This is a genomic window from Stenotrophomonas sp. SORGH_AS_0282 (assembly GCF_030818125.1).
Classification (GTDB): Bacteria; Pseudomonadota; Gammaproteobacteria; order Xanthomonadales; family Xanthomonadaceae; genus Stenotrophomonas; species Stenotrophomonas rhizophila_A.
This window is the reverse complement of record NZ_JAUTAB010000001.1, coordinates 3,600,395-3,623,474: the sequence shown is the minus strand read 5'-3', so window position 1 is coordinate 3,623,474 and position 23,080 is coordinate 3,600,395. Positions and strand designations below refer to the sequence as shown.

Sequence of the window (23,080 nt, the reverse complement as noted above, 5' to 3'; positions counted from 1 at the left end):
ACCGCCGAAGCGCGGGCAATGCGGCATTGCCTGCAATCGGGATACATGCACTGGTAGGGTCGGTTCCCAAACGACTGCACGTATCGGTGCAACGTTCGGTAACGCATGACCCCGGGAAAAAACAAACGCCGTCCCCGCCGATGTTCATGCCCAACCGTACGCGGGCAACCTAACGGCGGTCGATTGGGATGCGACCCTACGCCGTGCGCGGCGCCATCTTCCACAGCAACGCGCGGAACGGCGCCAGCAGGAACACACCAATCGCCAGCTTCACCGCCAGGTCGCCCGCGGCCCAGCTCACCCACGGCAGGCTCGAACCGGCGAACGCGATGCTCCAGAAAATCGTCGTATCCAACGTCGCACTGCACGTGGTCGCCACCATCGGCGCGCGCCACCAGTGCCCCCGGCGCAGCCGGTCGAACACGGTGATATCCAGCAACTGCGCGGCAATGAACGCCAGGCACGAGGCCACCGCAATGCGCGGGGTCGCAATCCAGATCGACAACAGCACCGCCAGCGCAAACCCCGCCCACGCCACCCGCCGTGCCGCCGCCGGGCCAAACCCGCGGTTGATCAGGTTGCTCACCAGGAACGCCACCGGGTAGCTGAAAGCGCCCCAGGTCAGCCAATCGTTGATCGGGTACTGCACCAGCACGTTCGAACCCAGCACCACCGCGCCCATGGCCAACACCGCCAGCAGCAGCGAGCGCAGGGTCAACGGGGCAAACACGATGGCAGGGCGCGCGGTCATGGCGAACCAGGGGCAGACAGGGAAGCGGCGAATTATCCCGGCTCAGGGCGGCCGCAGCCACCCCGGGCCGGTTCAATCACCAGCGTTCGCTCAGGTTGCTGGCCGCCGCATCGGTGGTGGGCAGGAACGCCAGCTGCGTGCCTTGGGCATCGGCCACCATCCAGCCGGCACCGGCCTCGGTAGGCGTGAAGGCCAACACATCGCCGGCTTTCAGCGCCTGCGCGGGGTTGTCGTCGCGCGCAGGCCACTGCACCACGGCCAGGTCGGTGGGGGCGTCGGGGTTCTTCAATGCCACCTGGTAGGCGCCGTCAGCCTGGCGCTCCACCTTTTCCACGGTGAGCGGCGGCAACGGGCCCGCCTTCGCCCCGGCAGCGCCGGCGCCCTTGTCCCTGGCCGCACTGCGCCGCTCCGAACCCTTGGCCGAGCCCTTGAAGCCCGCCGCCGTCAGCCAGATCGGCGCCGTGACCACCGCGATGCTCACATACGCGCTGATCGCCGCGTAGCTCACCGACTGCTGGCTGGGGGTGAAGTTCTGCGCACCGGCCTGCGGTGCTGCAATGGCCACGCTCAGTGCCACCGCCAGAATCGAATAACGCTTCATGCCAACTCCTTCTGCAAAGGGAAAAATCGTTACGGCTTCGGCGCCGCCATCCCGGCCACCGGCACATGCGCCACGGTCAGTTCCTGCGCCAGCGCCTTGCGCTGCTGCAGGAAATCGAACACCGATTCCACCGTCACCACCGAGTAATCGCCGGAAATGCGCTCACTGGCCGGGTGGTCGGTGGTGGCCGCATTGGCCGAGAAGAACCGCGCGCCCAAGCGCTTGCCCACGCCGATGTGCAGCGAGCTGGGTTGGTAGTGCTGTTCCTTCAGCCACGCCTGCACCTGCGCACGGCGCACCAGCAGCGTGCCGTCGCGCGATTGCGCCATTGCCGCCGCCAGCACTTCCAATACCCATTGGTTGGAGTTCTGGTATTCAACGCTGAAGGGGTAGGCCACCACGCTGTAATGCGGCTCGTGCAGCGCCTTGGCCTGGATGCCCGGTGCGGTGAGCATGGCCTTCAAGGTTGCGCGCACCGCGGGCGTGGGCACGCCTACGCGCAGATCGGTATGCGTGCCGGTTTCGCCGATGAAGTTGCTCAGCCCTTCATGGAACAGCGAAGACTCGGGCGACTTGCAGTGGTTCAACAGATGCACCGCGCGCCAGCTGCCATCGTCCTCGCGCACCGCGAAGGCGAGGTGGCTGTGGCGCAGGCCGTATCTGCTCAGGTCCTGGCCGCCGCGCGCGATGATCACCACATCGACGTCGTCGAGCGCTTCCAGTGTTTCATCGGCGCGCTGTGCCACATCGAACATCGACGCCAGCGCGGCCGGGGTAGGGTGGCGCTCCATGCATTCGGGCTGTTGGGATTGCGCCTGTGCCGCAGGCGCGGCCAGCAGCAACGCCGCGCACAGCAGTGCCGGCAGCGCAAGGCGCTTCAATGGCGGGTGCTCAGGCAATCCGGGGCAGGGCAGATCCATTGCGTTTCAGTCTCCAGCGGTACGGGGCCGCGTCGGCATCATAGCGGCATCAGGCTGTGTGCCGACTAACAGTCGGCGCTACCGTTGGTGTCGACGATGCGGTATTGGCGGCCACGTGTGACACCCCATGGGTGTCATCGCGGTACCAGATCACCGTCCGATGATCGCCGCACTCAGCGGCTCAACTCCCGCGCGCAGGATTCGCTCACCGGCGCAGGCTGATCCTCCGGTGGCCACCGCTCCTTCTTCTGCTCGTCCGTTCGCGGCGGCTGGTTGCGATACGCGGTGAGCTCCTTGTGGCAGCTCCACGACACCGCATCCTGCCCGGCAGGCATGCTCGAACACCCCGGCATCAAGACAACCATCAACGCCACTAAAGCACTGCGCATACGCACGCTCCTTCCCTGGTGAACCCCGAATCTAACGGCATCGCCACCGCATCGGTAGCCGCCCTCCCACCGCCGTTAAGCCGGGATACCCAAAGCCTCGCGCACCTGCGCGGCAATCCGCCCGGTCTCGCGCAGCGGCTCGATCGGCCCGGGATACCCCCAATCCAACCAGCGCTGCTGCAACCGCCCACGCGCGCGCAGCGCCTGCTGGAACTGCACCATCCTTCCCTGCGCCTGCTGTTCCAGCGCCACCGCCACCGGCAGCCGCGTACCGCACGCTTCAGAAAGCAGGTTCACCGAATCGGGCGACACCACGATGCGGTCGGCCCAGCCCAGCAGCCCCGCATACGGGTTCACCCCGTCACCGCCATCGCCCCAGATCACCCCGGGCACATCGGCGAATGCGCTACGCAGCGCACCCACCAGCGCCGGCGGCGTACGCCGCGAGGTGGTGGCCAGCAGGCTGCCGCCCTCGGCGCGCAGCTGTTCGGCCAACTGCTGGAACACCTTCACCATGTCCGGCTCATGCCACGGCGCGTGCGCGGTGGGCCCACCCACCAGCAGCGCGGTGCGCGGCCCGGGCAGGTCGCCGAAGGAGGCAAACGCCGCGCGGCCCACCGTGAGCCAGTCGTCGTCCACCGGGTTCAGGCTGCCCAGCAGGGTAAGTACGTTGCTGCCGCGCAGGGCATCGTGTTCGGGCACCACCAGCAGGTCCCAATGGCGCGTGCCCAGCCGTGGGTCCAGGATCTGCACCACCTTGCTGCCGCGCCGGCGCAGTTCGCGCAGCGCCCCGGCCGCCTGGCGGCCACAGCCGACCGCGAGCTCGGGCGGTTGCGCAGTCAATGTCGCGAATGCCTCGCCATAGCCCCCGGCCATGCCCGGCAACCAGCGCGGCGCCACCCATTTCCAGGGCGCGCGCGGCAGCAGCACCAGCGGGCGATGCACCCCCAGCTTCAATGCCGTGGCCAGGGCCACTGCCTGCCGCACATTGCCGGCACGGCCGTCAGTGATCGTCCAGGGCGGACTCCATCGTTTCACGTATGGCATTAATTCGTTTCAGCCAGGCTGGGTGTTGCAACAGTCGCGACACTCTACACTGCCAGCCTTCGCCGACCGCGCAGTGCCCCGTAAAGGTAGCGCACGGCGTGCGGGATTCCCTCTTCGTCCAACGTGTTTTACCGGAGGCTTCATGTCCAACGTGCTCAACGATGCTGCGCTTGACCAGTTGTTCCGTACCGCCCGTACCCAGAACGCTTTCCTCGACAAGCCGGTCGAAGACAGCCAGCTGAAGGCGCTGTACGAACTGCTGAAGTGGGGCCCCACGGCCGCCAACGGCAGCCCGGCGCGTTTCGTGTTCGTGAAGTCGCCCGAAGCCAAGGCCAAGCTCGCCCCGGCGCTGTCCGAAGGCAACCACGACAAGACCCTGGCCGCCCCGGTTACCGTGATCATCGCCTTCGACGAAGACTTCCACGAAAAGCTGCCGTACCTGTTCCCGCATACCGATGCCAAGGCATGGTTCGACGGCCCGCGTGAGGGCCGCCATGAATCGGCCTTCCGCAACGGCACCCTGCAGGGCGCCTACCTGATCCTGGCCGCGCGCGCGTTGGGCCTGGATGCCGGCCCGATGAGCGGTTTCGACCCGGCCAAGGTGGACGAAGCCTTCTTCAAGGGCACCACCATCAAGTCGAATTTCCTGGTCAATCTGGGGTACGGTGATTCTTCGGGCCTGTTCCCGCGGCTGCCTCGCCTGGCCTTCGACGAAGCTGCCCGCATCGAATAAGCGTTTCCGCCGGACCCTGGCCCGTCCGTGCGGACGGGTTGTTTCCTTACTTTTCCCTTTTTCCCTACGAATTCGAGAGAGAACCGACATGACCGTGACCCGCAAACTGCTCCTGCCGCTGGCCCTGACCCTGGCCATCGCCGCCTGCTCCAAGCCGGCTGAAGAAACCGCTGCCCCGGCCGCCGATGCGACCCCGGCTGCTGCCACCACCCCGGCTGCCGAAACCGCTGCCCCGGCTGCTGCCGCCCCGGCCGCTGAAGCCATCCAGATCGCCTCGGGCACCTACAAGCTCGACCCGAGCCACACCGACGTGCTGGCCCAGTGGAGCCACTTCGGCTTCTCGCACCCGACCGCCCACTTCGGCAGCGCCGAAGGCACCCTGGTGTACGACGCCGCCGACGTGACCAAGTCCACCGTGGAAGTGAAGCTGCCGCTGACCGGCCTCAACAGCTTCACCGCCAAGTTCGACGAACACCTGAAGAGCGGTGACTTCTTCGACGCCGCCAAGTTCCCGGCCGCCACCTTCAAGAGCACCAAGGTGGAAGCTGCTGGCACCAACAAGCTGACCGTGACCGGCGACCTGACCATCAAGGACATCACCAAGCCGGTGACCCTGGATGTGACCGTCAACGCCGGCGGCGAGCACCCGATGGCCAAGGTTCCGGCCGCCGGCTTCGACGCCACCACCACCATCAAGCGCAGCGATTTCGGCGTGGGCGCGTACGCCCCGAACGTGAGCGATGAAGTGAACATCCGCATCACCACCGAAGCCACCGGCGAAAAGCCGGCTGCCTGAGCGGTAACGATGTAGAACGCAGAAATCCCGCCGAAAGGCGGGATTTTTGTTTGTGCGTAATGAACAACGGGGTGCTGCATTGGTAGGGTCGGTTCCCAAACGACTGCACGGAACGGTGCAACGTTCGGTTACGCATGACCTGCACCGAAGCAAAAGCCGTCCACGCCGACGTTCATGCCTCAATCGAACGCGGGCAATTCCACGGCAGTCGATTGGGATGCGACCCTACCGCCGTGCGTACCGTAGGTTAACGACGCGGTTACGCCGTGGCGATCTTCGCCAGCCAACCGGTGGCGAAATCGGTCGGCAGCCGGCGTGCCGGGGCGGTCAACCCGCTCTCGCGCAGGAATGCGTGCGTGGCCTGGGCAAAATTCTGCCGGGCAATCAACGCCGTCTGCTTCACCGCGCCCTGCTGCTTGCGCAGCTGCACGATCTGCAGGCTCGGCTTACCCGGCATCGCGTACTTCTGGTAACGGCGCAGCTCGTCGGCCACCAGGGTGATATCGGCGTTGGCCTGCACCAGCGCCAGCTGGGCACGGGCCAGCGGCAGCACCGCCTCGCGCATCGGCACGGTGGCCTGCGGAGCGATTTCAGCCAGGGTGGCGTCCAGCGTGGCATCGGCGCGCTCCAGGCGCGCGATCAGGTCGGCCAGTGCCGAAAGAGAAGCTGCTTGCATCGAAAGGCACCGGCCCAAAACGCGATTGTCGCATGGCGGGGGTCACGACCAACGGTCGTGACCTACCGGGGATGCCGCCGCCGGGGAGGGCCGGGCGTGGTCCGCGGGTGCACGTCACACCCGCCGGGCGGGGTTCGGGGGGGCGCGTCACACCCGCCGGGCGGGGTTCGCGGATGCACGTGACGCCGGCCGGGCCGCGTTCGCGTGTCCACGTGGCACGCCCCGCGGTAGCGCACGACCGTTGGTCGTGCGGCGCAGGGAAATCAATCCCCCTCGTGCTCCGGATGCGCCTTCCAATACCCCTTCGAGCGGATCCAATCCTTCGGCACCCCCAGGTGCCCCTCCACGTACTTGCGCATCATCCGCGCCCGGCGCGATTCGGTGGCGATCCAGTAGAACGTATCGCCTTCCGGCTCCTCGAAATCGGTCAGCACGTCCTCCAGCAGGGTGCTGGTGGCCGCATCAAACCCGTTGCGCTCGAGCCAAGACACCCGGATGCGTTCATCCTCCGGCAGCTCCTGGCGGTCATCCGCTTCCGGAATTTCGATATACACATCCGCCCGCGCGCCTTCCGGCAGCGTCTCCAGCCAGCGGCCAATGGCCGGCAGCGCGGTCTCATCGCCAAACAGCACATAGGTATCGAAGTCATCGGCGGTGATATGCGAGCCACGCGGCCCACCCACCGCAATCGCATCGCCGGCCATGGCATTGGCCGCCCAGCGCGAGGCAACGCCATCGCCGTGCATCACGAAGTCGATGGCCAGTTCGTTGGCCTCCAGGTCCCACCAGCGCGGCGTGTAATCGCGGGCGGGCGAGGGCTCCTGGCCTTCCGGGTAGCGCGGGCCTTCCGGGGTCATGGTGGGCACCACGAACTGGCCTTCCGCATTCGGGAAGAACAGCTTCACGTGGTCATCCGGCGAGGGCGACGCAAAGCCCTCCAGCGCCTCACCGCCCACGATCACCCGGCGCATGCACGGGCTGATTTCCTCGGTGCGCAGCACCTGCAGCGGGCGGAACTTCACGGTGTGGCGCACCAACTTGTTTTCATGCAGAGCCATGGCGATGTACCTGTTTCAAAGCCGCCGCAGCGGCGTAGGGGGAAAGACCTGGCTGGCGAAACGCGGGCGGGGTCGAATAAGGGGAAGAACGCTTCAGCGGCCCTGCGCGCGGATATGCGCGGCGGCCTCACGCAGCGCCTGGGCCACCGCCACCGCGTTGTCGTCCTGCCACCGCGCGTGATGCAGGCCCAATGCCTGCTTCAGCTCGCGCATCGCATCGCGCACCACCGGCGGCAGGTTGGCCTTGGCGATCGCGCGCGCGCTGTGGCGCACCCGGTGCAGCGCCGCATCCACCTCCTCGCGCTGGGCGGCCAGCTCGGCCTGGCCCAGAGCAGTGAGCTGGTAGCGCTTGCGCCCGGCCTCTTCCAGCGCACTCACCCAGCCGGCGGCCTCGAACTGCGCCAGCACCGGGTAGATCGAGCCCGCGCTGGGCGTGTACACCCGCACGAACATCTCACTGATGCACTGGATCAGCTCATAGCCATGGCGCGGCTGCGCCGCCAGCAGCGACAGCACCAGCAGGCGCAGGTCGCCGCGGCTCAGCGGGCGGGAAGTCAGTGGACGGGCAGGCCCATCCAGATCACGGGGAGCGGTCATTTCGATATATCGAATGAAGTGCGATAACGATATATCGAAAAAGACCACCCGTGTAGGGTCACGCCATGCGTGACTGCGCACACGTTCAGCAACCATTGCCCCCGAAAGGACCGCGCCCACCCAGGCATGGCCTCGTTCCAACCGGTCCGCCGCCACCACAACGGTTCGTCCCCCAGGTAGAACACTCCGCAGGTTCCACGCCCCCAATGACAGCGCTAGCCAACGCAGCCGCCCAAAAACCGCCCACGCACCAACCTGAAGCCCCCCGTGGAACCCTCGCAACACCACGCTCCACTGTCGCCCCATGTCCCCAAGACACAACCGCAGCACCTCCATACGCACCCGTAGCGAAGTAAGCAAACCCATTGGTGCGCTACACTTTGCGGCTAGAAATCTAAAACAGTCGCGCGCGTGCGTGCGGTCATGGGAGCGCTAATGAACTGGTTGAACGAGGTGCTGAACAACGACCCGAATCCTGTGGAAACCCAGGAATGGATCGAGTCGCTGAAGGCCGTTATTGATGTCGAGGGCCCTGAGCGCGCGCATCAACTGTTGGAAGGCATGGTGGAACTGACCCGTCGTTCGGGTGCTTACCTGCCGTTCTCTCCCACCACCGAGTACGTGAACACCATCGCGCCGACCCTGGAGGCCAAGAGCCCGGGCAACGCCGAACTGGAATGGCGCATTCGTTCCATCATCCGTTGGAACGCCATGGCCACCGTGGTGCGCGCCAACCGCAAGCCGGGCGACCTGGGCGGCCACATCGCCAGCTTCGCCTCCGGTGCCACGCTGTACGACGTGGGCTTCAACCACTTCTGGCGCGCCCCCAGCGACAACCACCCCGGCGACCTGCTCTTCATCCAGGGCCACAGCGCCCCGGGCATCTATGCGCGTTCGTTCCTCGAAGGCCGCATCGACGAGCAGCAGCTGGACAAGTTCCGCATGGAAGTCGACGGCGGTGGCCTTTCCAGCTACCCGCATCCGTGGCTGATGCCCGATTACTGGCAGACCCCCACCGTCTCCATGGGCCTGGGCCCGCTGGCCGCCATCTACCAGGCGCAGTTCCTGCGTTACCTGGAAAACCGTGGCCTGATCGAAAAGAGCGACCGCAAGGTGTGGTGCTTCATCGGCGACGGCGAATCGGACGAACCGGAAACCCTGGGCGCCATCGCCCTGGCCGGCCGTGAAGGCCTGGACAACCTGATCTTCGTGGTGAACTGCAACCTGCAGCGCCTCGATGGCCCGGTGCGCGGCAACGGCAAGATCATCCAGGAACTGGAAGGCGTGTTCCGTGGCGGCGGCTGGAATGTCATCAAGCTGCTGTGGGGCGGTTACTGGGATGCCCTGCTGGCCAAGGACACCAACGGTGTGCTGCGCAAGCTGATGATGGAAACCGTCGATGGCGAATACCAGAACTGCAAAGCCTTCGGCGGCGCGTACACGCGCGAGCATTTCTTCGGCAAGTACCCGGAAACCGCCGCCATGGTGGCCGGTCTTTCCGACGACGACATCTGGCGCCTCAACCGTGGTGGCCACGACCCGCACAAGGTGTACGCCGCCTACCACGAGGCCGTGAACACCAAGGGCATGCCGACCGTGATCCTGGCCAAGACGGTCAAGGGCTACGGCATGGGCAGCGCTGGTGAAGCGCTCAACCCGACCCACCAGACCAAGAAGCTGGACGACGAAGCGGTCAAGCACTTCCGCGACCGCTTCAACATTCCGGTGACCGACGCGCAGCTGGCCGATGGCCAGGTGCCGTTCTACCACCCGGGCCCGGATTCGCCGGAAGTGAAGTACCTGCAGGAGCGTCGCGCCGCACTGGGCGGCTACCTGCCGCAGCGCCGCCGCAAGGCCACCAAGAGCTTCAACGCACCGAAGCTGGAAACCTACGAACGCCTGCTCAAGAGCAGCGGCGAGCGCAGCTACTCCACCACCATGGCCTTCGTGCAGAGCCTGAACATCACCCTGCGCGACAAGGAACTGGGCCCGCACATCGTGCCGATCGTGGCCGACGAAGCCCGTACCTTCGGCATGGAAGGCCTGTTCCGCCAGATCGGCATCTACGCGCCGTTCGGCCAGAAGTACAAGCCGGTCGACGCCGACCAGCTCATGTTCTACCGCGAAGACCAGAGCGGCCAGGTGCTGCAGCAGGGCATCAGCGAGCCGGGCGCCATCAGCTCCTGGATGGCCGCTGGTACCAGCTACTCGGTCTCCAACGTGCCGATGCTGCCGTTCTACATCTACTACAGCATGTTCGGCTTCCAGCGCGTGGGCGACATTGCCTGGCAGGCCGCCGACATGCGTACCCGCGGCTTCCTGCTCGGCGGCACCGCCGGCCGCACCACGCTGAACGGTGAAGGCCTGCAGCACGAAGATGGCCACAGCCATCTGGCTGCTGGTGGCATCCCGAACGTGCGCAGCTACGACCCCACCTTCGGCTTCGAAGTCACGGTCATCCTGCAGCACGGCACCAAGCGGATGATGGAAGACCAGGTAGACGAGTACTACTACCTGACCCTGATGAACGAAAACTACACCCACCCGGAAATGCCGGAAGGTGCGGCCGAAGGCATCGTCAAGGGCATGTACCTGCTCACCGACGCCGGCAAGCCGAAGAAGAACGAGCTGCGCGTGCAGCTGATGGGTTCGGGCACCATCCTGCGCGAAGCCATTGAAGCGGCCGCGCTGCTGGAGAAGGACTTCGGCGTCACCGCCGACATCTGGAGCTGCCCCAGCTACAACGAACTGCGCCGCGATGGTTTCGACGCCGAACGTTGGAACCGCCTGCACCCGGAAGAAACCCAGCGCAAGGCGTATGTGACCGAGCTGCTGGAAGACCGCCAGGGCCCGGTGATTGCCGCTACCGACTATGTGCGTGCGTATGCGGACCAGATCCGCGCGTTCGTGCCGGCCACCTTCACCGTGCTGGGCACCGATGGCTTCGGCCGTTCGGATACCCGTGCGAACCTGCGTCGCTTCTTTGAAGTGGACCGGTACTACATCGCGCATGCCGCGATTGCGGCACTGGCCAAGGACGGGAAGATGACCGGGAAGGATGTGGCCCGGGCTATCAAGCAGTACAAGATTGATCCTGAGAAGGCTAATCCTGTTGGGGTTTGATTGAGTTTGCCTATCCTGCGATAGGCGTCTCAAGTGGCGAGAACGCAGGGGCATACACTGCCCCTGCGTGATGGGCCTACCTACTGAAGGAGCATGTATGTCTACAGGTACGCGAAAGATCAAAAGTGATCTGCGTGACTTCGCCGGAGAGGTGATGCGGGAGCTTCAGTCGCGCCAGACCGTTCAAAGTTTCAACGGAGCGCTGAGGGTCAACCCCGACCGTGTCGTGATCAGCGAAGTGGAAGGCAGGCGCGCCATCGAGAAGCTGAGGCAACGGCTGAAGTAAGGAGATCTGTCGTGGGAGCAGGAAGCTCGGCCATCGCGGTGCTGGTTCTTGTAATCAGCGGTTTCATCTTCAACCTGATCTTCCATCCCGTTCGGTACTTCTCTAGCCGGGCGGAGGGTCAAAAGTTGTTCTTCATGTCGGCGGGGTCTGGCATTCTCCTGGGCGCATTGGTCTTCCTTGTCGTATCGGGACTGAAGCCATTCTTGCCTACAGACTCTTGGCCGTTGCGGCTCGCCCAGTTTGTAAATCAATCGATACCAGTGCCATACGCATTTCGGTTGATACTTGCGCTCATTGGTTCGGCTGCACTCGCGTCATTCCTTAATCTGTTTTCCGTGCGGATCGTTCGCGGCGCAAAAGAAAGGCAGCAGCACCTGAAGGGCGAGCCCAGGAACAGGGCGCAGCGAGTCTATGATCGCTTGACGGACGCCCATGGAAGCCCGATGGCACAGCTGTTCCGGCGGGCTGCGGACAACCAGACTCTTGTGATGTTGACGCTCAAGTCCAGGAAGATTTACTGCGGTCGGATCTTTGAGGCGCCACCGAACATTGACGCAGCAGATGCCTGCATTGAGATCCTTCCCTCGTTCTCCGCTTATCGCGACAAGGACAGCTTGCGGATGGGCGAAGCGCGAACCGAGTATCCGGTTATCGAGCTCTGGATCGCACGCCAACGGCTGTACACGCTCGAAGAGAACATCCGGCTTTTTGACCAGAACTTCGCACGTCTGTCTTCGGGGTTGATCGGACCTCAGCGTAGCTCGGCGATTGTGGAGAAGTTCCTGCGCCGCACCCGCAGGCTGCTTGATGTGCAGCGCGCAGAGGCAGCTGAGGTGGTTGCCGGATTCCAAGGAAGGAAGGACTTCGACATTCAAGACTGGATCAAGGTCATCAGCATAAAGGAGGTCGAGTCTGCTTCCTTCTATGACCCTGAGGCTTACGCAAAGTGGTTCGCGAAAGATCTTCCCGCGCAGGTGCTCCATGCTAACGGCGCAGTCGATCCGGCTGTTGCATGAAGCTGAACGGACATGGCGCGCCATTCGTCTGAGCTAAACCTGCAGATAGTGTGCGGAGAACTATCTGCAAGCCACGGGTTTTCCTAGTGGAAAGCCTCACGGGCGATGTCCGGGGGCGCTTGGCTAAGCTCCGGAACTGATCGCATCATCTTCATCGGCTCGCGGGGACACTGTTGGCGAGACAGTTCAGGTCCTTGAGGTCCCTGATGATTGATGTGGTCAGCCCCGTGATTCGATCGAGGATGATGTCCGGGATAAGGGGCAAGAACACGAAGCCAGAGGTTCGAGTCCGGCGGTACCTGCACGGCCAAGGCTTCAGGTACTCACTCCATAGGCGAGATCTTCCCGGACGACCAGATCTGGTACTTCCAAAGTATCGCGCTGTAGTATTCGTGCACGGGTGCTTTTGGCACGCACACGCGCACTGTCGCTACGCCACTATCCCCTCAACGCGTAGAGAATTCTGGACTGCGAAATTCTCGGCTAATCGCCTGCGGGACGAGTCCGCTACTAGGCAAATAACTGAACAGGGTTGGCGCGTTGCAATTGTCTGGGAGTGCGCACTTAGACGCACCCCCGACCGCAGCCTAGCTGACCTAAGCGCGTTTCTCCGATCCGATAGGAAGTACCAGGAGATCGCTTTGAATCCGGAGACAGAATCAAGTTGACGACCTCAACAGGCTGAGCCTGGAATGGCAGGTTTTGTCTGGGCGTCTGGGGATGCCCTTTAGATCAAAAGACAGGCGGCTTTGGTCGCCTCTGTTGGATCTCTACTCATATTGAACATCAGTAGCAACCGAGAGATCTGCTCTAGTGCTCCGCAGGTTGAAAATCGGTGAGTCTCGAGCAGCTGCCTCGTACTTTGCGGATCCTATGGTCAAGCGAGGACACTCCCATCGTCCGAATTCAGCCAATCAAGAAGATCGACTGGATTTGCTATTCCGCTCGACTTCAATGCGTTAACAATGTCGATGGCTGACACGATTAGAACTGGATGGTTGTCGTCCACAATCTCTTGGTAGGCTTGGCTGTTAACGTAGGATGTTGTGATAAGTATGCCAAACTGACGGTGCCGCAATCTAGAGATGAGTCTTGAAGTTTGTCTAATGCCCACCGCGTTATCTAGCGAGTAACACTTCGCTTCCATCGCAAAGTCAACCTCTACCCGAGATCCATACGGTCCGATCCGGTAGCGTCCGACGGCGTCGCGTCCGCCGTCTCTGGACGGCCGGGTTACGTCAAGAGATGTTGTGTTGGGCAGTAGTATTCGAGTGATCCGAGCGGCGCATCTCTCAAACGCAATAGGATCAAGCCTGTAGTAATCCGACAGGGTGCCGATAATTCGAAGATCATCGGCCGTGGTGGGTATCTGATCCGCCTTGCTTCTATACTTCTGAGTGGTTTGCGCCCTAAGCGGAGCATATCTGCCATGCGCAACCCAAGACACCCAAGTGGCAGGTGCATTCTGCGTATGCGGCGTGCCGCGATAAATGTCCGTTATCCAGTCTCGGCTGATGGTGCCTGCGTCAAGGATCGTCAAGAGTGCTCTGTAATTCTGAAAACGCCGCCCGCCATACTGATGCCAAGTCGCAACCAAGCTCTCAGTAGGCCGCACGCCAAGAGCACCTGGAACAGCTAAGCCAACGAATACTACGTCCCTGTAAGTGCCTGTGTTGCGAAACACTAAGATTGGAGGCACCTCTCTGCGCAAGCAGTCATCCTGGCTTCGTGCGAAAGCATCTCTCAGCATCCCATTTCCCCAGCGTCGGGTCTGATGAAGCTCCTGACCGGGCTTACGATTGTCCCCAAAATATGTCAGGACGCCGGTCTCGAGATCCAATGAGTCCGGCCAGTCCAATTCATTCATCGTTGTGGTTAGCACGATGAGTTTCGGACGCTCTCGCCGTCCAAGGTGCCTGAAGCCGCCCTGATTGCTCACTCCGAGCATGGGGCCCAATGGGTCATCGCCGGCGTTCCCTCTGCGACCACCCTTATAGACTAAGTCAACCGTCAGTGATGTGGAGCGAAGCGCACTGGGGGGGGCGAAAGTGCTGTCAAGCTCGTCAGGCCCGCTAGGCAGGGGTTCTTGGCTCATAGCCAATTGTATTCGCCTGGCGTCAATTCCGACAATCTATGACGTACTCGATCTCACGGCGCGGTCCAGGCGCTACCAGCTACGAATCCAGGGCTTGCTCTTCAACCCCGTGGCCGACTAGCCGCGACTTCATGGTGCGCGCGATCTGATACGCCATGAGAGGCGGGACAGCATTTCCGATCTGCTTAAATGCGGCATTCATGGCTCCGCAAAACTGGAATCCATCAGGAAAGGACTGAAGACGGGCAGCTTCACGAACCGAGATCGTTCGCCCCTGTGAATAGTGTATATGGCTGTAGCTATCCTTTCCAAGATGGGCCATCAGAGTGCGGGCGGGCTTGTCACGCCACATCTTCCGCCATTTATTGGGGAACTTAGTGGGATCGTACGGCGGGACAATGGACGCATACAGGGCAGTGTACTCCCGCGACCCTTCTTTGATGGCCTCTCCGTGGATGCGACGACGAACCAACTCCTCCCTGAAGATGGTCTCGGAAAGTGCATGTGCCTGAGGATACTGGTCCCCTTGTCGCATCCTCGAGAAAATCCGATAGTCTCTGGGAAGGTAGCGAATCACGTGGGAAGTTACGCCTGTCTCCGATGCCTCGAAGCCTGGCCAGCCCCGCATCTGATGTTGGTAATCAGATGAGCCCTGTCCGCGATACCTCGCAAGCGTGGTCAAGTCCGCCTTGCGCCTTCCTAGCTTGCCTTCCTGGATCAGTTTCTGTGGATTAATGGGTTGGAGATCATTGAGAGCTTGCCCAGCTGTCACCGCGGGTGAGGTTGCATCTGCGTTTCCTGGCGGATCTACGTAAAACCTCGACGGTGACGGCATCGCTCGCAGCGCCTTAAGTGCGACATTTCTAGACCCGTGGTATCCGGGGGGGAGGTCGATGAAGTGTGTGGGAAGAGGAAAGTCCGGAATAGTGTCAAGCTCATTTCGGTATGCAATGAGAAACATGCGCTCCCTCATCTGCGGCACGCCATACAGCGCCACATTCACGAGGGTGTAGCGGGGCGTGTAGCCTAGGGCAGACAAGCTTTCACAAACTTCCTCTGCCACGTTGTGACCGCCATGATTAAGTATGTCGGGAACGTTCTCCATGAGGACAGCAATTGGCATGAAGGCCTCAACATAAGCAAGGTAGCGTCGAAAGAGTTGAGCCCGAGGGTCGTGAATAAAAGCTTGGGGGTGTGAATCAACCTCGCGTAGCTTCGATCGGCCGACGCGGGCGAAAGCTTGGCAGGGCGGGCCGCCCGTGATTACGTCAACGCACCTTTGCATATCACCCAATTCCAGCAGGTCTGCCAGTCCTTGTGGAGAGGTCGCTGTGATGTCAACTGAGCGGCTATGAGCTGGATTCTTTGCATGGAAGTTGGCCCCGTGCGACCGTGCCGCGTCCGGGTCCATTTCGACGGCGCCCTGTACATGAAAGCCCGCTCGATGAAATCCAAGAGAGATTCCGCCGCATCCAGAAAAAAGGTCGAGGACCCTGGGCGCGCTGCCACTGGCCATCCGCTCCAACTTCTCATCGATGACACTTTTCATCTATCGGCACTTTTCAGGCGTGGAAGGTACAACCTCGTATTCTGATTCGGGACCGTCCTAATATCCAGTGCCTGCGGTCACTTTGTCGGGCGGGGTCCGGTGGAAGACGAGTGTCTCCAACGGGATCCTGGCCACCGTCGGGGGAAAGCATTTGAGTCTTGGCTGTCCACGCGGCACTCTCGCCCGGCAAGCGATTAAGGTGTCAAATCCCCGGCATATCTGTGGCTCTACGGCATCACTTTCAGTGGGCGGGGGCGGGGTGCCCGCAGAGGGGGGGGGGCTGTACGCCTCTTCGGTGAGGCCTCCAGGAACGCAGGCATTACTCGTCCAACAGTGCGTTGCAAGTATGGACATGGACCTAGTGGGGCAAGGCAGCAGATGTGCGGACTCGACCCGCCCGATTAGAGCCTAAGAAAGAGACTGAGTAATAGTGGCATCCATCACAGAACGCGGTATCCTCTTCAGAACGTGATCAGGGAGGCGCGTATTCGCATGTCGGGGGAAATGGAGGTCCGCGTTCGGTACAATGGAAAGGTCGTTGCAACCATTATTCGTCCACTGCGAGAGCTGGACGGTAGGCCGGCCGTTACTTACAAAAAGCAGCTCTGGCTTCTGGTCAAAGATTCAATAGAAATAGGCCCGCTCGTCACCATTGGACCGGCGAAAGCGGAGCCGGTCCGGACTGGAGCAACTCCCCGCGGCCTCAACGCTGACGGCGTCCGCCAGTCTACCGTGGTTGGAGCCACTCCTCCGAAGCCAGCGCCCTCGGAAGACCGGGTCGCAGCTGAAGAGCTTCTAACATGGTCAGGCGACCCTATTGCCGAGCCGTGGGAGGCGCGGCTGATCGTGGACGCGGGACCGGGGACGGGAAAGACGCATGCAGCATGCGCTAGGGTTGCTTCCATGGTCAACGATGGGGTGCCAGCAACTAAGATTTGCCTGGTCAGCTTTACCCGGACGGCTGTGGTGGAGATGCGGCATCGCATTGAGCGAGCGCTTAAGGATCCAGCGGATGCTGCAGGCGTCAAGGTCATCACCCTCGACGCCCTTGCTTGGAGAACGAATTCTGGATTCTCCCAGCAATCGAATCTCACCGGCAGCTATGAAGACAATATTGCAGCCGCGCATCGGTTGATCGTTGACGATAGCGACGTGGCTGATGACGTGGCGCGTATTGAGCACTTGATAGTGGATGAGGCGCAGGACATCGTCGGCGCTCGCGCCGAACTTCTTCTTGCATTGATTGACGCGCTTGAGCCAGAAAGCGGCGTTACAGTGTTCGCGGACCGTGCTCAAGCAATTTACGGGTTTTTGGAAGCTGGCATCGAGAGTCCGAGTGCTAATTTCATCGACGCGCTTACAGCTCGGGGTTTTCGCCAAGTTTCCATGACGCAAGTCCACCGAACCTCCGACCCTCAACTTATCACGATCTTTACTTCCCTACGGCGAGAACTACTCGTCGGGGCTCGGCCGGACATGGCAAACTACGTGCGCGCAGAGGTCGCACGGCTCGCGCATGGAGACGCGGGAGATGTGCGAGATCTCGATGTAGCTCAGCTCCCCGCAAATTCGCTTGTACTGTTGCGTAACAGGTTCGACGTACTGCTTGCCTCAAGTCGAGCAGGACTGTCGCCACACCGTCTGCGGCTATCTGGTATGCCCGTCTGCGTGCGTGCTTGGGTAGGGCAGATGTTCTGGGACTATATGCCTCGACGTATATCGAGGGATGAGTTCGAAAAGCGCTGGAGCGATCGTGATATCCAGGCGCCCCACAACTGCGAACAGGCGTGGAGTAGGTGCTCAGAGGTGGCTGGAGAATCCGCTTCGATCATTGATCTCCATCTCCTTCGGAAGACACTCTCCCGGAGCACTCCGCCGATGCCGTTCTGCACAGCAGAATTTGGAACTGCGGGTCCGATCTTGGGAACTATACATGCCAACAAAGGCCGCGAGTCAGACATCGTACGCTTGTTCGTTCAGGACCCAATTGGTCCCGACGAATCTGGCGAGGAGTTGCGGGTACTGTTCGTCGGTGCGACTCGAGCTCGCGAGCAGCTATTGGTAGGTAAGATGCGCTCGTATGGCGGAAGCAATCTGAATGGAAGAGCGTGGCGGCGCGCAGGCACACGTCTCCAGGTCGAAGTTGGGAGGCCTTTGGACATCGAGCCTTCCGGCCTTGTCGGGCGCCGCTATTTTAAAGGCCAGGAAGGAGCACTCGCGGCGCAGCAGGCATGGTTCTCTACGCCTATGCGCCAAGGTCTGGTCTTACGCGCGGAGGAGAGCCTGGGCTGGAAATTCTCCCTAAGCGACGGTGATCAGCGTCTCGCTGGCATGAGTGAGCGTTTCCGAGCTGAAATGATGGACCTTGCCAGTCTTATCAACAAGAGGATCAATTGGTTCGGACATGGTCGATCGATTGGCTTAAGAACCATGGTAGTCGGCCCGGACAGCCCCCAGGCCGATCAGTTGCTGGAGCCTTGGAGATCAAGCGGCTTCCTCTTCTGCCCACTTCTGTCGGCTCTGTCGGTCACTAAACCGAGGTCCCTGTAATGGCTGCTCGCGAAAAGATCATCGATTTGCTTGAAGTAAACCTGATTGGCCCGTTCGATATCAATGAATCGATAGATGCGAAGCCATCTGATGTCTATCTAACTGGAATTCTGTGGCCGCAGAACACCGCGCTGCCGCCGGATCAGGACGAACGTCTAGCTATCGCTGGCGGAGGAGAATCGAATGACGAAACCGATGAAGCATCTCAGCCACCAGCTGCGCAGATGCGCCGCCCATCCGCGGCGGGCATCTCCTTTGCGTGCTGTTCGCAGGACGCTGCGCCGCCGAGAGTACTTGCTCATGTGACTTACGGTCGTTATGAGCCTCGCCACGACGAGAACGGTGGGTGGGTGCGGTATCCCGCTTCAGTGCCACCGATTGAACTTGAGCTAACGCCGGGGAGCTCGGATGTTCGTCTAGATGACTTTGGTGTTCAGGGTGTACGGTTGAACGTCCGAGTGCTTGCATTCGAGGCAGGGCTGCTCGTGACAGTTACGCTGGTAAACGGAGCAACGCCGGAAAGGGGGCGCGAGTCTATCGAGATGGCCACGCTGTTCCAGACCGGGCTTGTCATAAAAGCCCTGGATGGTACCCAGCTGATCTCACGCCCAAGCAAGAAGGCCGCACTAGACGACGACGACCGCTCAAACTCTCTTCTCTTTAGAAGGTCACGGGAGTACGCAACTGGCCACACATGCTCGGCTCAGTGGGACACGGGTGAGAGCGCGGACGACATTGTAGCTGTGCGAACGGCCTGGATTCCTGAGGCAACGAGCCTATCGATCAGTCCAGACGGTTCTCATCACTTCGCTGGCCTTGCCAAGAGCGGTGCGCTCTCAGCGGCTAAACTTGCTGAGAGCAATAGCGCTGAACTATCTCTACATCTAGGCGCTCTCTGTGACGCTTATGATGCGTGGCTCAGCAGTCAAAGGAATGAGCTTCCAGATCTGCCGCAAACGCTGACCAATACCGCGGTTGCCCACCTAGACGAGGTTGCGAGGGTACTTGGACGCATGCGATGCGGTGTGGAGCGCCTGAGGACAGACTTTGCCATGGCGGAGGCATTTAGGCTTGCGAACTTGGCAATGGAGACCCAGCGCAAGTGGATTGGCAAGTCATTGATTTGGCGCCCATTTCAGCTTGGTTTTCTCCTCCTATCAATGGAATCCACCCTGGATCCGCTGCATCCGGACCGATCCGTAATGGACCTCCTCTGGTTTCCAACAGGTGGAGGTAAGACCGAGGCCTACCTTGGTCTCGTTGCGATGGTCGCGTTTCACCGGCGCTTGGTTGGTGAGACGCCTGAAGATGGCAATGGTGTCGCTTGCATCATGCGCTATACGCTTCGCCTACTCACCACACAGCAGTTTGTGAGAGCCGCGGCCACAATCTGTGCTTGCGAGGCGATACGCCGCGGAGTCATAGGCCCGAGCGCAAAGGCCAGCCTGGGAACGTCGCCCTTCTCGCTCGGGTTGTGGGTTGGGGGGGATGCAACTCCGAACACGCGCAAGGATGCCTTCGACAACCGTGGGGACCCGTACAAGTCTTCCCCCCGCCAGCTTACTAAGTGCCCTTGCTGTGGGTCGAGTCTCGACTACACTCAGCGAAAGGCCACTGAACCGGTGACGATAGAGTGTCGGACAGCTGCCTGCGATCTATCCAGTGCGCCGTTGCCAGTGTTCTCCGTGGACGAAGACATATATGAGAATCGCCCCACAATGTTGCTCGGCACGGTCGATAAGTTCGCCCAGATCGTCCGAAAGCCAGAATCTCACGCTCTGTTCGGAGTAGGCACTCCTATGCAGCCACAACTGATTCTTCAGGATGAGCTGCACCTGATCGCAGGCCCGCTAGGCACTTTGACGGGACTCTACGAGACTGCGATCGATATCATACTTTCGTCTGGCGGAAGTTCCCCCAAGATTGTGGGATCGACTGCTACCATTCGCCGTGCGCGAGAGCAGGTTAGGGCGTTGTTCGATCGAACTACCTGTCAGTTCCCTCCGCCTGGCTTGGATGCGGATGATTCTGGATTTGCAGTCTTTGATAGGTCGCTTGCTGGGCGCAAGTATGTTGGCATTACAACGGCCGGTCGTTCGGCAAAGTTCACACTTCAAGCGGTTGCGGCCTCCCTTTTGCATGCGTCCCTTCATACACTCAAAGAGGACGAGCGTGACCCGTATTGGACCCTGCTCGGATACTTCAACTCGCTTCGCGAATTAGGTGGCGCTCTCGTTCTGATGCAGGATGACGTTGCCGGTACCCTCGAAATTCTGGCAGGGCGCAGCGGAAGCGTTCCTAGAAAGCTTTCGGAGATTGAAGAGCTGACTTCGCGCCGCAGTCAGGCTGAAATTCGGGACATGCTGGACAAGCTCAGCGTGCCGGTTGGGCAACCTGGCGCCGTGGATGTTGTTCTCGCGTCTAACATGGTTAGTGTAGGGGTCGATATCCCACGTCTCGGCCTTATGCTTGTGAACGGTCAGCCAAAGACGATGGCGGAATACATTCAGGCAACTAGTCGCGTAGGCCGTGGCAATGTCGAGGGATTGGTCGTGGCATTGCTCAATAACGCTAAGCCTCGCGACAGGTCTCATTACGAGACGTTTAGTACTTGGCACTCAATGCTCTACAGATTTGTTGAGGCAACTAGCGCAACTCCGTTTGCCTCCCGCGCCCGTGATCGTGCACTCCACGCGGTTCTCGTCGCGGTGGTGAGGCATCTCATTCCCGAGATGCTTGACAATCCCGTTTGGTCAGATGAATCAATATCAAGGGCGCGCCAGTTAATTGACCTAATAGCTCAAAGGGCAGCGAGAGTTGACGATGGGGAGGTTGATGTTAGTAAAGAACTCAACAGCCGACTTGATGCTTGGATTCGTCGCGCCCCTGAAGTCTATTGGAAGGTGAGTGGCTCAAGAAAGTCCGCTTTGATGCAGAGTGCAGAGGAAGCGGCCGCTAACCGAGCAATCGGTCGAGGAGTTGGTCAGTCTTGGCCTACACCAAATTCAATGCGGGGAGTCGAGCCCGCCACCCCGTTTCGCCTTGTTCCGCGTTTGAGGAAGACTAATGTCACGCAATGAACTTGGAGAGCTACGTCGTAGTGCCGCTGCATTGCTCTTTGGTCCTGGGGCCGTTGTCGACTTCCGCGCAGGTGATGCACCGATATCGGCAGTCGCTGCTGGCCTTGAAGAGTGGGACAACCATTTCCCTCCAGCAGGGATGCGCAACCAGCAGACCATCCTTGAGGCGCGACTTCAGAAGAAGCTTGGCGTCCAAGGGTTTAGGCTGCCGCCGGTAGCGGTAAAGGAATTCGACCATTCCGTTCGCAAAGCACTCGTCGCGGTACGCTTCCCAAACTGGTTGCAGTGTCCGCACTGCAGCCGACTTGCCGAGTCGAAGTGGTGGTCAGACGAGTCTGGTCATGCCGGCCTCTTCTGCGCGCAGTGCACTCAGCGCATGCCTGGCCGCCGGAAAGTATGGGTCGTTCCTGTGCGCTTTGTGATGGCCTGCGAAGGAGGGCACTTGGATGAATTTCCCTGGCACTCGTGGGTACGTCACAGTGATGGCTGCAGCAAGCGTCAGTATCTTAGTTTGGTCTCAGAGCGAGCTGGCTTGGCAGGGCTGATGCTCAGCTGTCCCAACTGCAACGCTCGGCGCTCGATGGATCGCGTCTTCTCTGAGGACACGTGGGAAACCTTTCCAAACTGCCGCGGACGGCGGCCCTGGCTGGAGGGCGCAGATGAAGTTTGCAGCCACAAATCCAGGGCTGTCCAGCGAGGTGCGTCGAACTTGTATTTTCCTGTGGTTGAGTCAGCGCTCAGCATCCCTCCCTGGTCGGATCAGCTTCAAGAGGCTCTGGGAGTGCTTTGGGACCAGTTTATGAACGTGGAGGATCCGGCAGAGAGAGCCATCTTCATACGAATTCTCGCGAGAAACGAACTCGCCCCCGTTCTTGAGGAACTTGGCCTCTCCGTTGATTCTTTCACAGAGCAGCTCAATCGCCGTCTCAGCTCACATGATGACATTGACATCGATAATCTTCGAGCGGAGGAGCATCGTCAGTTCACGACAGGTATCGCGGAGAGCGGAAATGGGCGCGAGTTTGAGATGCGGCCTCAGCCGATCCCAGCTTCGCTAGGTTCATGGTTTTCTCATATAGTGCGCGTCGTTCGTTTGAGAGAGGTCAGCGCACTGAAGGGGTTCACACGGATTCACCCCCCTGGCGACTCGAACGCGTCGAACGTTGCCCCTATTTCCACGCGGCGTCTCGATTGGTTGCCCGCAGTTGAGGTTCGTGGCGAAGGTATATACCTAGAGATTGATGCAGATGCGATCTCCCGCTGGGAGAGACAGTCTGTGGTGGTGGAGCGTGTAAGGGTGCTCGACAAGCAGCATCAGTTGGAGTGGCTAGAGCGCTTCGGTGAGGAACGGCCCGCCCGCACCATCTCCCCTCGACTATTGCTAGTGCACACTCTTGCTCACGCATTGATGCAGCAGCTCACACTAGATTGTGGGTATTCCTCCACGGCACTAAAGGAACGGCTTTACGTGGATCATGGAGACGGGGCTATGGCAGGACTTCTCATTTATACGGCGACGACGGACGATGACGGGACGCTCGGCGGGCTTCAGCGTGAGGGTGCTCCCGAACGCATTGAGCGAACCGTTGCAGCGGCTATTCAATCGCAAGCATGGTGTTCTTCTGATCCCCTTTGTATCGAAGGTCTTCTCGCAGGTGGCAATCTTTCCCTTGCTGCCTGCCACGCTTGTGTACTTGCCCCCGAGACCTCCTGCGAGGAGTTCAACTTGTTCTTGGATCGGGCTCTTCTCGTGGGTACACAGCTGATGCCGACGTTAGGGTTCTTCAGCGCGTTGATCGCTGAGGACTGCTAG

The 23,080-nt window shown here is 60.9% G+C and carries 18 protein-coding genes; 9 read left to right on the top strand and 9 right to left on the bottom strand.

Annotation, left to right across the window (positions count from 1 at the left end; all coding sequences use genetic code 11):
* Window positions 1–196: 196 nt before the first annotated feature.
* The 5 genes from QE395_RS16400 to QE395_RS16380 form a co-directional block, all read right to left on the bottom strand.
* Window positions 197–751: a queuosine precursor transporter gene (locus tag QE395_RS16400; RefSeq protein WP_306989963.1), complete on the bottom strand. Its 555-nt coding sequence runs from the start codon at window positions 749–751 to the stop codon at window positions 197–199.
* 76 nt (window positions 752–827) lie between these two features.
* Entirely contained in the window at window positions 828–1,352 is a 525-nt protein-coding gene (locus QE395_RS16395) for a hypothetical protein (RefSeq protein ID WP_306989962.1), read from the bottom strand.
* A gap of 29 nt (window positions 1,353–1,381) precedes the next feature.
* Window positions 1,382–2,272, bottom strand: a complete 891-nt coding sequence (locus tag QE395_RS16390) for a DUF2145 domain-containing protein (RefSeq protein ID WP_306989961.1) — start codon at window positions 2,270–2,272, stop codon at window positions 1,382–1,384.
* A 173-nt stretch (window positions 2,273–2,445) separates the two neighbouring features.
* Window positions 2,446–2,661 carry a hypothetical protein gene (locus tag QE395_RS16385; protein ID WP_306989960.1) on the bottom strand — a complete coding sequence of 72 codons (216 nt, stop codon included), beginning with the start codon at window positions 2,659–2,661 and terminating at the stop codon, window positions 2,446–2,448.
* A 75-nt stretch (window positions 2,662–2,736) separates the two neighbouring features.
* The gene (locus tag QE395_RS16380) at window positions 2,737–3,708 is read right to left on the bottom strand and encodes a mitochondrial fission ELM1 family protein (RefSeq protein ID WP_306989959.1); all 972 of its coding nucleotides are present in this window, start codon (window positions 3,706–3,708) and stop codon (window positions 2,737–2,739) included.
* Window positions 3,709–3,850: 142 nt separating this feature from the next.
* Between QE395_RS16380 and QE395_RS16375 the strand changes: the two genes are divergently transcribed.
* Both QE395_RS16375 and QE395_RS16370 read left to right on the top strand, forming a co-directional pair.
* Window positions 3,851–4,441, top strand: a complete 591-nt coding sequence (locus QE395_RS16375; RefSeq protein ID WP_306989958.1) for a malonic semialdehyde reductase — start codon at window positions 3,851–3,853, stop codon at window positions 4,439–4,441.
* A gap of 88 nt (window positions 4,442–4,529) precedes the next feature.
* Entirely contained in the window at window positions 4,530–5,237 is a 708-nt protein-coding gene (locus QE395_RS16370; protein ID WP_093533003.1) for a YceI family protein, read from the top strand.
* A gap of 259 nt (window positions 5,238–5,496) precedes the next feature.
* Here QE395_RS16370 and QE395_RS16365 read toward each other — a convergent pair whose 3' ends face one another.
* The 3 genes from QE395_RS16365 to QE395_RS16355 all read right to left on the bottom strand — a co-directional run bounded on the left by QE395_RS16365 (window position 5,497) and on the right by QE395_RS16355 (window position 7,568).
* The gene (locus QE395_RS16365; RefSeq protein ID WP_068848834.1) at window positions 5,497–5,913 is read right to left on the bottom strand and encodes a hypothetical protein; all 417 of its coding nucleotides are present in this window, start codon (window positions 5,911–5,913) and stop codon (window positions 5,497–5,499) included.
* Window positions 5,914–6,176: 263 nt separating this feature from the next.
* Entirely contained in the window at window positions 6,177–6,971 is a 795-nt protein-coding gene (locus tag QE395_RS16360) for a siderophore-interacting protein (RefSeq protein WP_306989957.1), read from the bottom strand.
* Between the two features lie 93 nt (window positions 6,972–7,064).
* Complete coding sequence (locus QE395_RS16355; protein ID WP_306989956.1) at window positions 7,065–7,568, bottom strand: PadR family transcriptional regulator; 504 nt, start codon at window positions 7,566–7,568, stop codon at window positions 7,065–7,067.
* 435 nt (window positions 7,569–8,003) lie between these two features.
* Here QE395_RS16355 and aceE point away from each other — a divergent pair, with 435 nt between their 5' ends.
* The 4 genes from aceE to QE395_RS16335 all read left to right on the top strand — a co-directional run bounded on the left by aceE (window position 8,004) and on the right by QE395_RS16335 (window position 12,661).
* Window positions 8,004–10,691 carry a pyruvate dehydrogenase (acetyl-transferring), homodimeric type gene (gene aceE / locus QE395_RS16350; protein WP_068848840.1) on the top strand — a complete coding sequence of 896 codons (2,688 nt, stop codon included), beginning with the start codon at window positions 8,004–8,006 and terminating at the stop codon, window positions 10,689–10,691.
* Between the two features lie 97 nt (window positions 10,692–10,788).
* Window positions 10,789–10,977: a hypothetical protein gene (locus tag QE395_RS16345; RefSeq protein WP_306989955.1), complete on the top strand. Its 189-nt coding sequence runs from the start codon at window positions 10,789–10,791 to the stop codon at window positions 10,975–10,977.
* 11 nt (window positions 10,978–10,988) lie between these two features.
* Window positions 10,989–11,993, top strand: coding sequence for a hypothetical protein (locus QE395_RS16340; RefSeq protein ID WP_306989954.1), 1,005 nt, complete (start codon window positions 10,989–10,991; stop codon window positions 11,991–11,993).
* A gap of 206 nt (window positions 11,994–12,199) precedes the next feature.
* Complete coding sequence (locus QE395_RS16335; protein WP_306989953.1) at window positions 12,200–12,661, top strand: very short patch repair endonuclease; 462 nt, start codon at window positions 12,200–12,202, stop codon at window positions 12,659–12,661.
* A 1,506-nt stretch (window positions 12,662–14,167) separates the two neighbouring features.
* Here the strand turns inward: QE395_RS16335 and QE395_RS16330 are convergent.
* Window positions 14,168–15,637, bottom strand: coding sequence for a DNA cytosine methyltransferase (locus QE395_RS16330; RefSeq protein ID WP_306989952.1), 1,470 nt, complete (start codon window positions 15,635–15,637; stop codon window positions 14,168–14,170).
* A 492-nt stretch (window positions 15,638–16,129) separates the two neighbouring features.
* Between QE395_RS16330 and QE395_RS16325 the strand changes: the two genes are divergently transcribed.
* Genes QE395_RS16325 through QE395_RS16315 form a run of 3 tightly spaced genes read left to right on the top strand, consistent with a single transcriptional unit; the run spans window position 16,130 to window position 23,080 of the window.
* Window positions 16,130–18,187 (top strand): UvrD-helicase domain-containing protein, encoded by a 2,058-nt coding sequence (locus tag QE395_RS16325; RefSeq protein WP_306989951.1) that lies wholly within the window; start codon window positions 16,130–16,132, stop codon window positions 18,185–18,187.
* Window positions 18,187–21,267, top strand: a complete 3,081-nt coding sequence (locus tag QE395_RS16320) for a helicase-related protein (RefSeq protein WP_306989950.1) — start codon at window positions 18,187–18,189, stop codon at window positions 21,265–21,267. Before QE395_RS16325 ends, QE395_RS16320 begins: the two co-directional genes overlap by 1 nt.
* Window positions 21,254–23,080, top strand: coding sequence for a DUF1998 domain-containing protein (locus QE395_RS16315; RefSeq protein ID WP_306989949.1), 1,827 nt, complete (start codon window positions 21,254–21,256; stop codon window positions 23,078–23,080). Before QE395_RS16320 ends, QE395_RS16315 begins: the two co-directional genes overlap by 14 nt.

Bases quoted from the DNA above. Each gene is read 5' to 3' on its own strand.
- QE395_RS16395 (WP_306989962.1), bottom strand. From the start codon at position 1,352: ATGAAGCGTTATTCGATTCTGGCGGTGGCACTGAGCGTGGCCATTGCA.
- QE395_RS16325 (WP_306989951.1), top strand. From the start codon at position 16,130: ATGTCGGGGGAAATGGAGGTCCGCGTTCGGTACAATGGAAAGGTCGTT.
- QE395_RS16360 (WP_306989957.1), bottom strand. From the start codon at position 6,971: ATGGCTCTGCATGAAAACAAGTTGGTGCGCCACACCGTGAAGTTCCGC.
- QE395_RS16375 (WP_306989958.1), top strand. From the start codon at position 3,851: ATGTCCAACGTGCTCAACGATGCTGCGCTTGACCAGTTGTTCCGTACC.
- QE395_RS16335 (WP_306989953.1), top strand. From the start codon at position 12,200: ATGATTGATGTGGTCAGCCCCGTGATTCGATCGAGGATGATGTCCGGG.
- QE395_RS16390 (WP_306989961.1), bottom strand. From the start codon at position 2,272: ATGGATCTGCCCTGCCCCGGATTGCCTGAGCACCCGCCATTGAAGCGC.
- aceE (WP_068848840.1), top strand. From the start codon at position 8,004: ATGAACTGGTTGAACGAGGTGCTGAACAACGACCCGAATCCTGTGGAA.
- QE395_RS16355 (WP_306989956.1), bottom strand. From the start codon at position 7,568: ATGACCGCTCCCCGTGATCTGGATGGGCCTGCCCGTCCACTGACTTCC.
- QE395_RS16400 (WP_306989963.1), bottom strand. From the start codon at position 751: ATGACCGCGCGCCCTGCCATCGTGTTTGCCCCGTTGACCCTGCGCTCG.
- QE395_RS16365 (WP_068848834.1), bottom strand. From the start codon at position 5,913: ATGCAAGCAGCTTCTCTTTCGGCACTGGCCGACCTGATCGCGCGCCTG.
- QE395_RS16330 (WP_306989952.1), bottom strand. From the start codon at position 15,637: ATGAAAAGTGTCATCGATGAGAAGTTGGAGCGGATGGCCAGTGGCAGC.
- QE395_RS16380 (WP_306989959.1), bottom strand. From the start codon at position 3,708: ATGCCATACGTGAAACGATGGAGTCCGCCCTGGACGATCACTGACGGC.
- QE395_RS16370 (WP_093533003.1), top strand. From the start codon at position 4,530: ATGACCGTGACCCGCAAACTGCTCCTGCCGCTGGCCCTGACCCTGGCC.
- QE395_RS16320 (WP_306989950.1), top strand. From the start codon at position 18,187: ATGGCTGCTCGCGAAAAGATCATCGATTTGCTTGAAGTAAACCTGATT.
- QE395_RS16315 (WP_306989949.1), top strand. From the start codon at position 21,254: ATGTCACGCAATGAACTTGGAGAGCTACGTCGTAGTGCCGCTGCATTG.
- QE395_RS16345 (WP_306989955.1), top strand. From the start codon at position 10,789: ATGTCTACAGGTACGCGAAAGATCAAAAGTGATCTGCGTGACTTCGCC.
- QE395_RS16385 (WP_306989960.1), bottom strand. From the start codon at position 2,661: ATGCGCAGTGCTTTAGTGGCGTTGATGGTTGTCTTGATGCCGGGGTGT.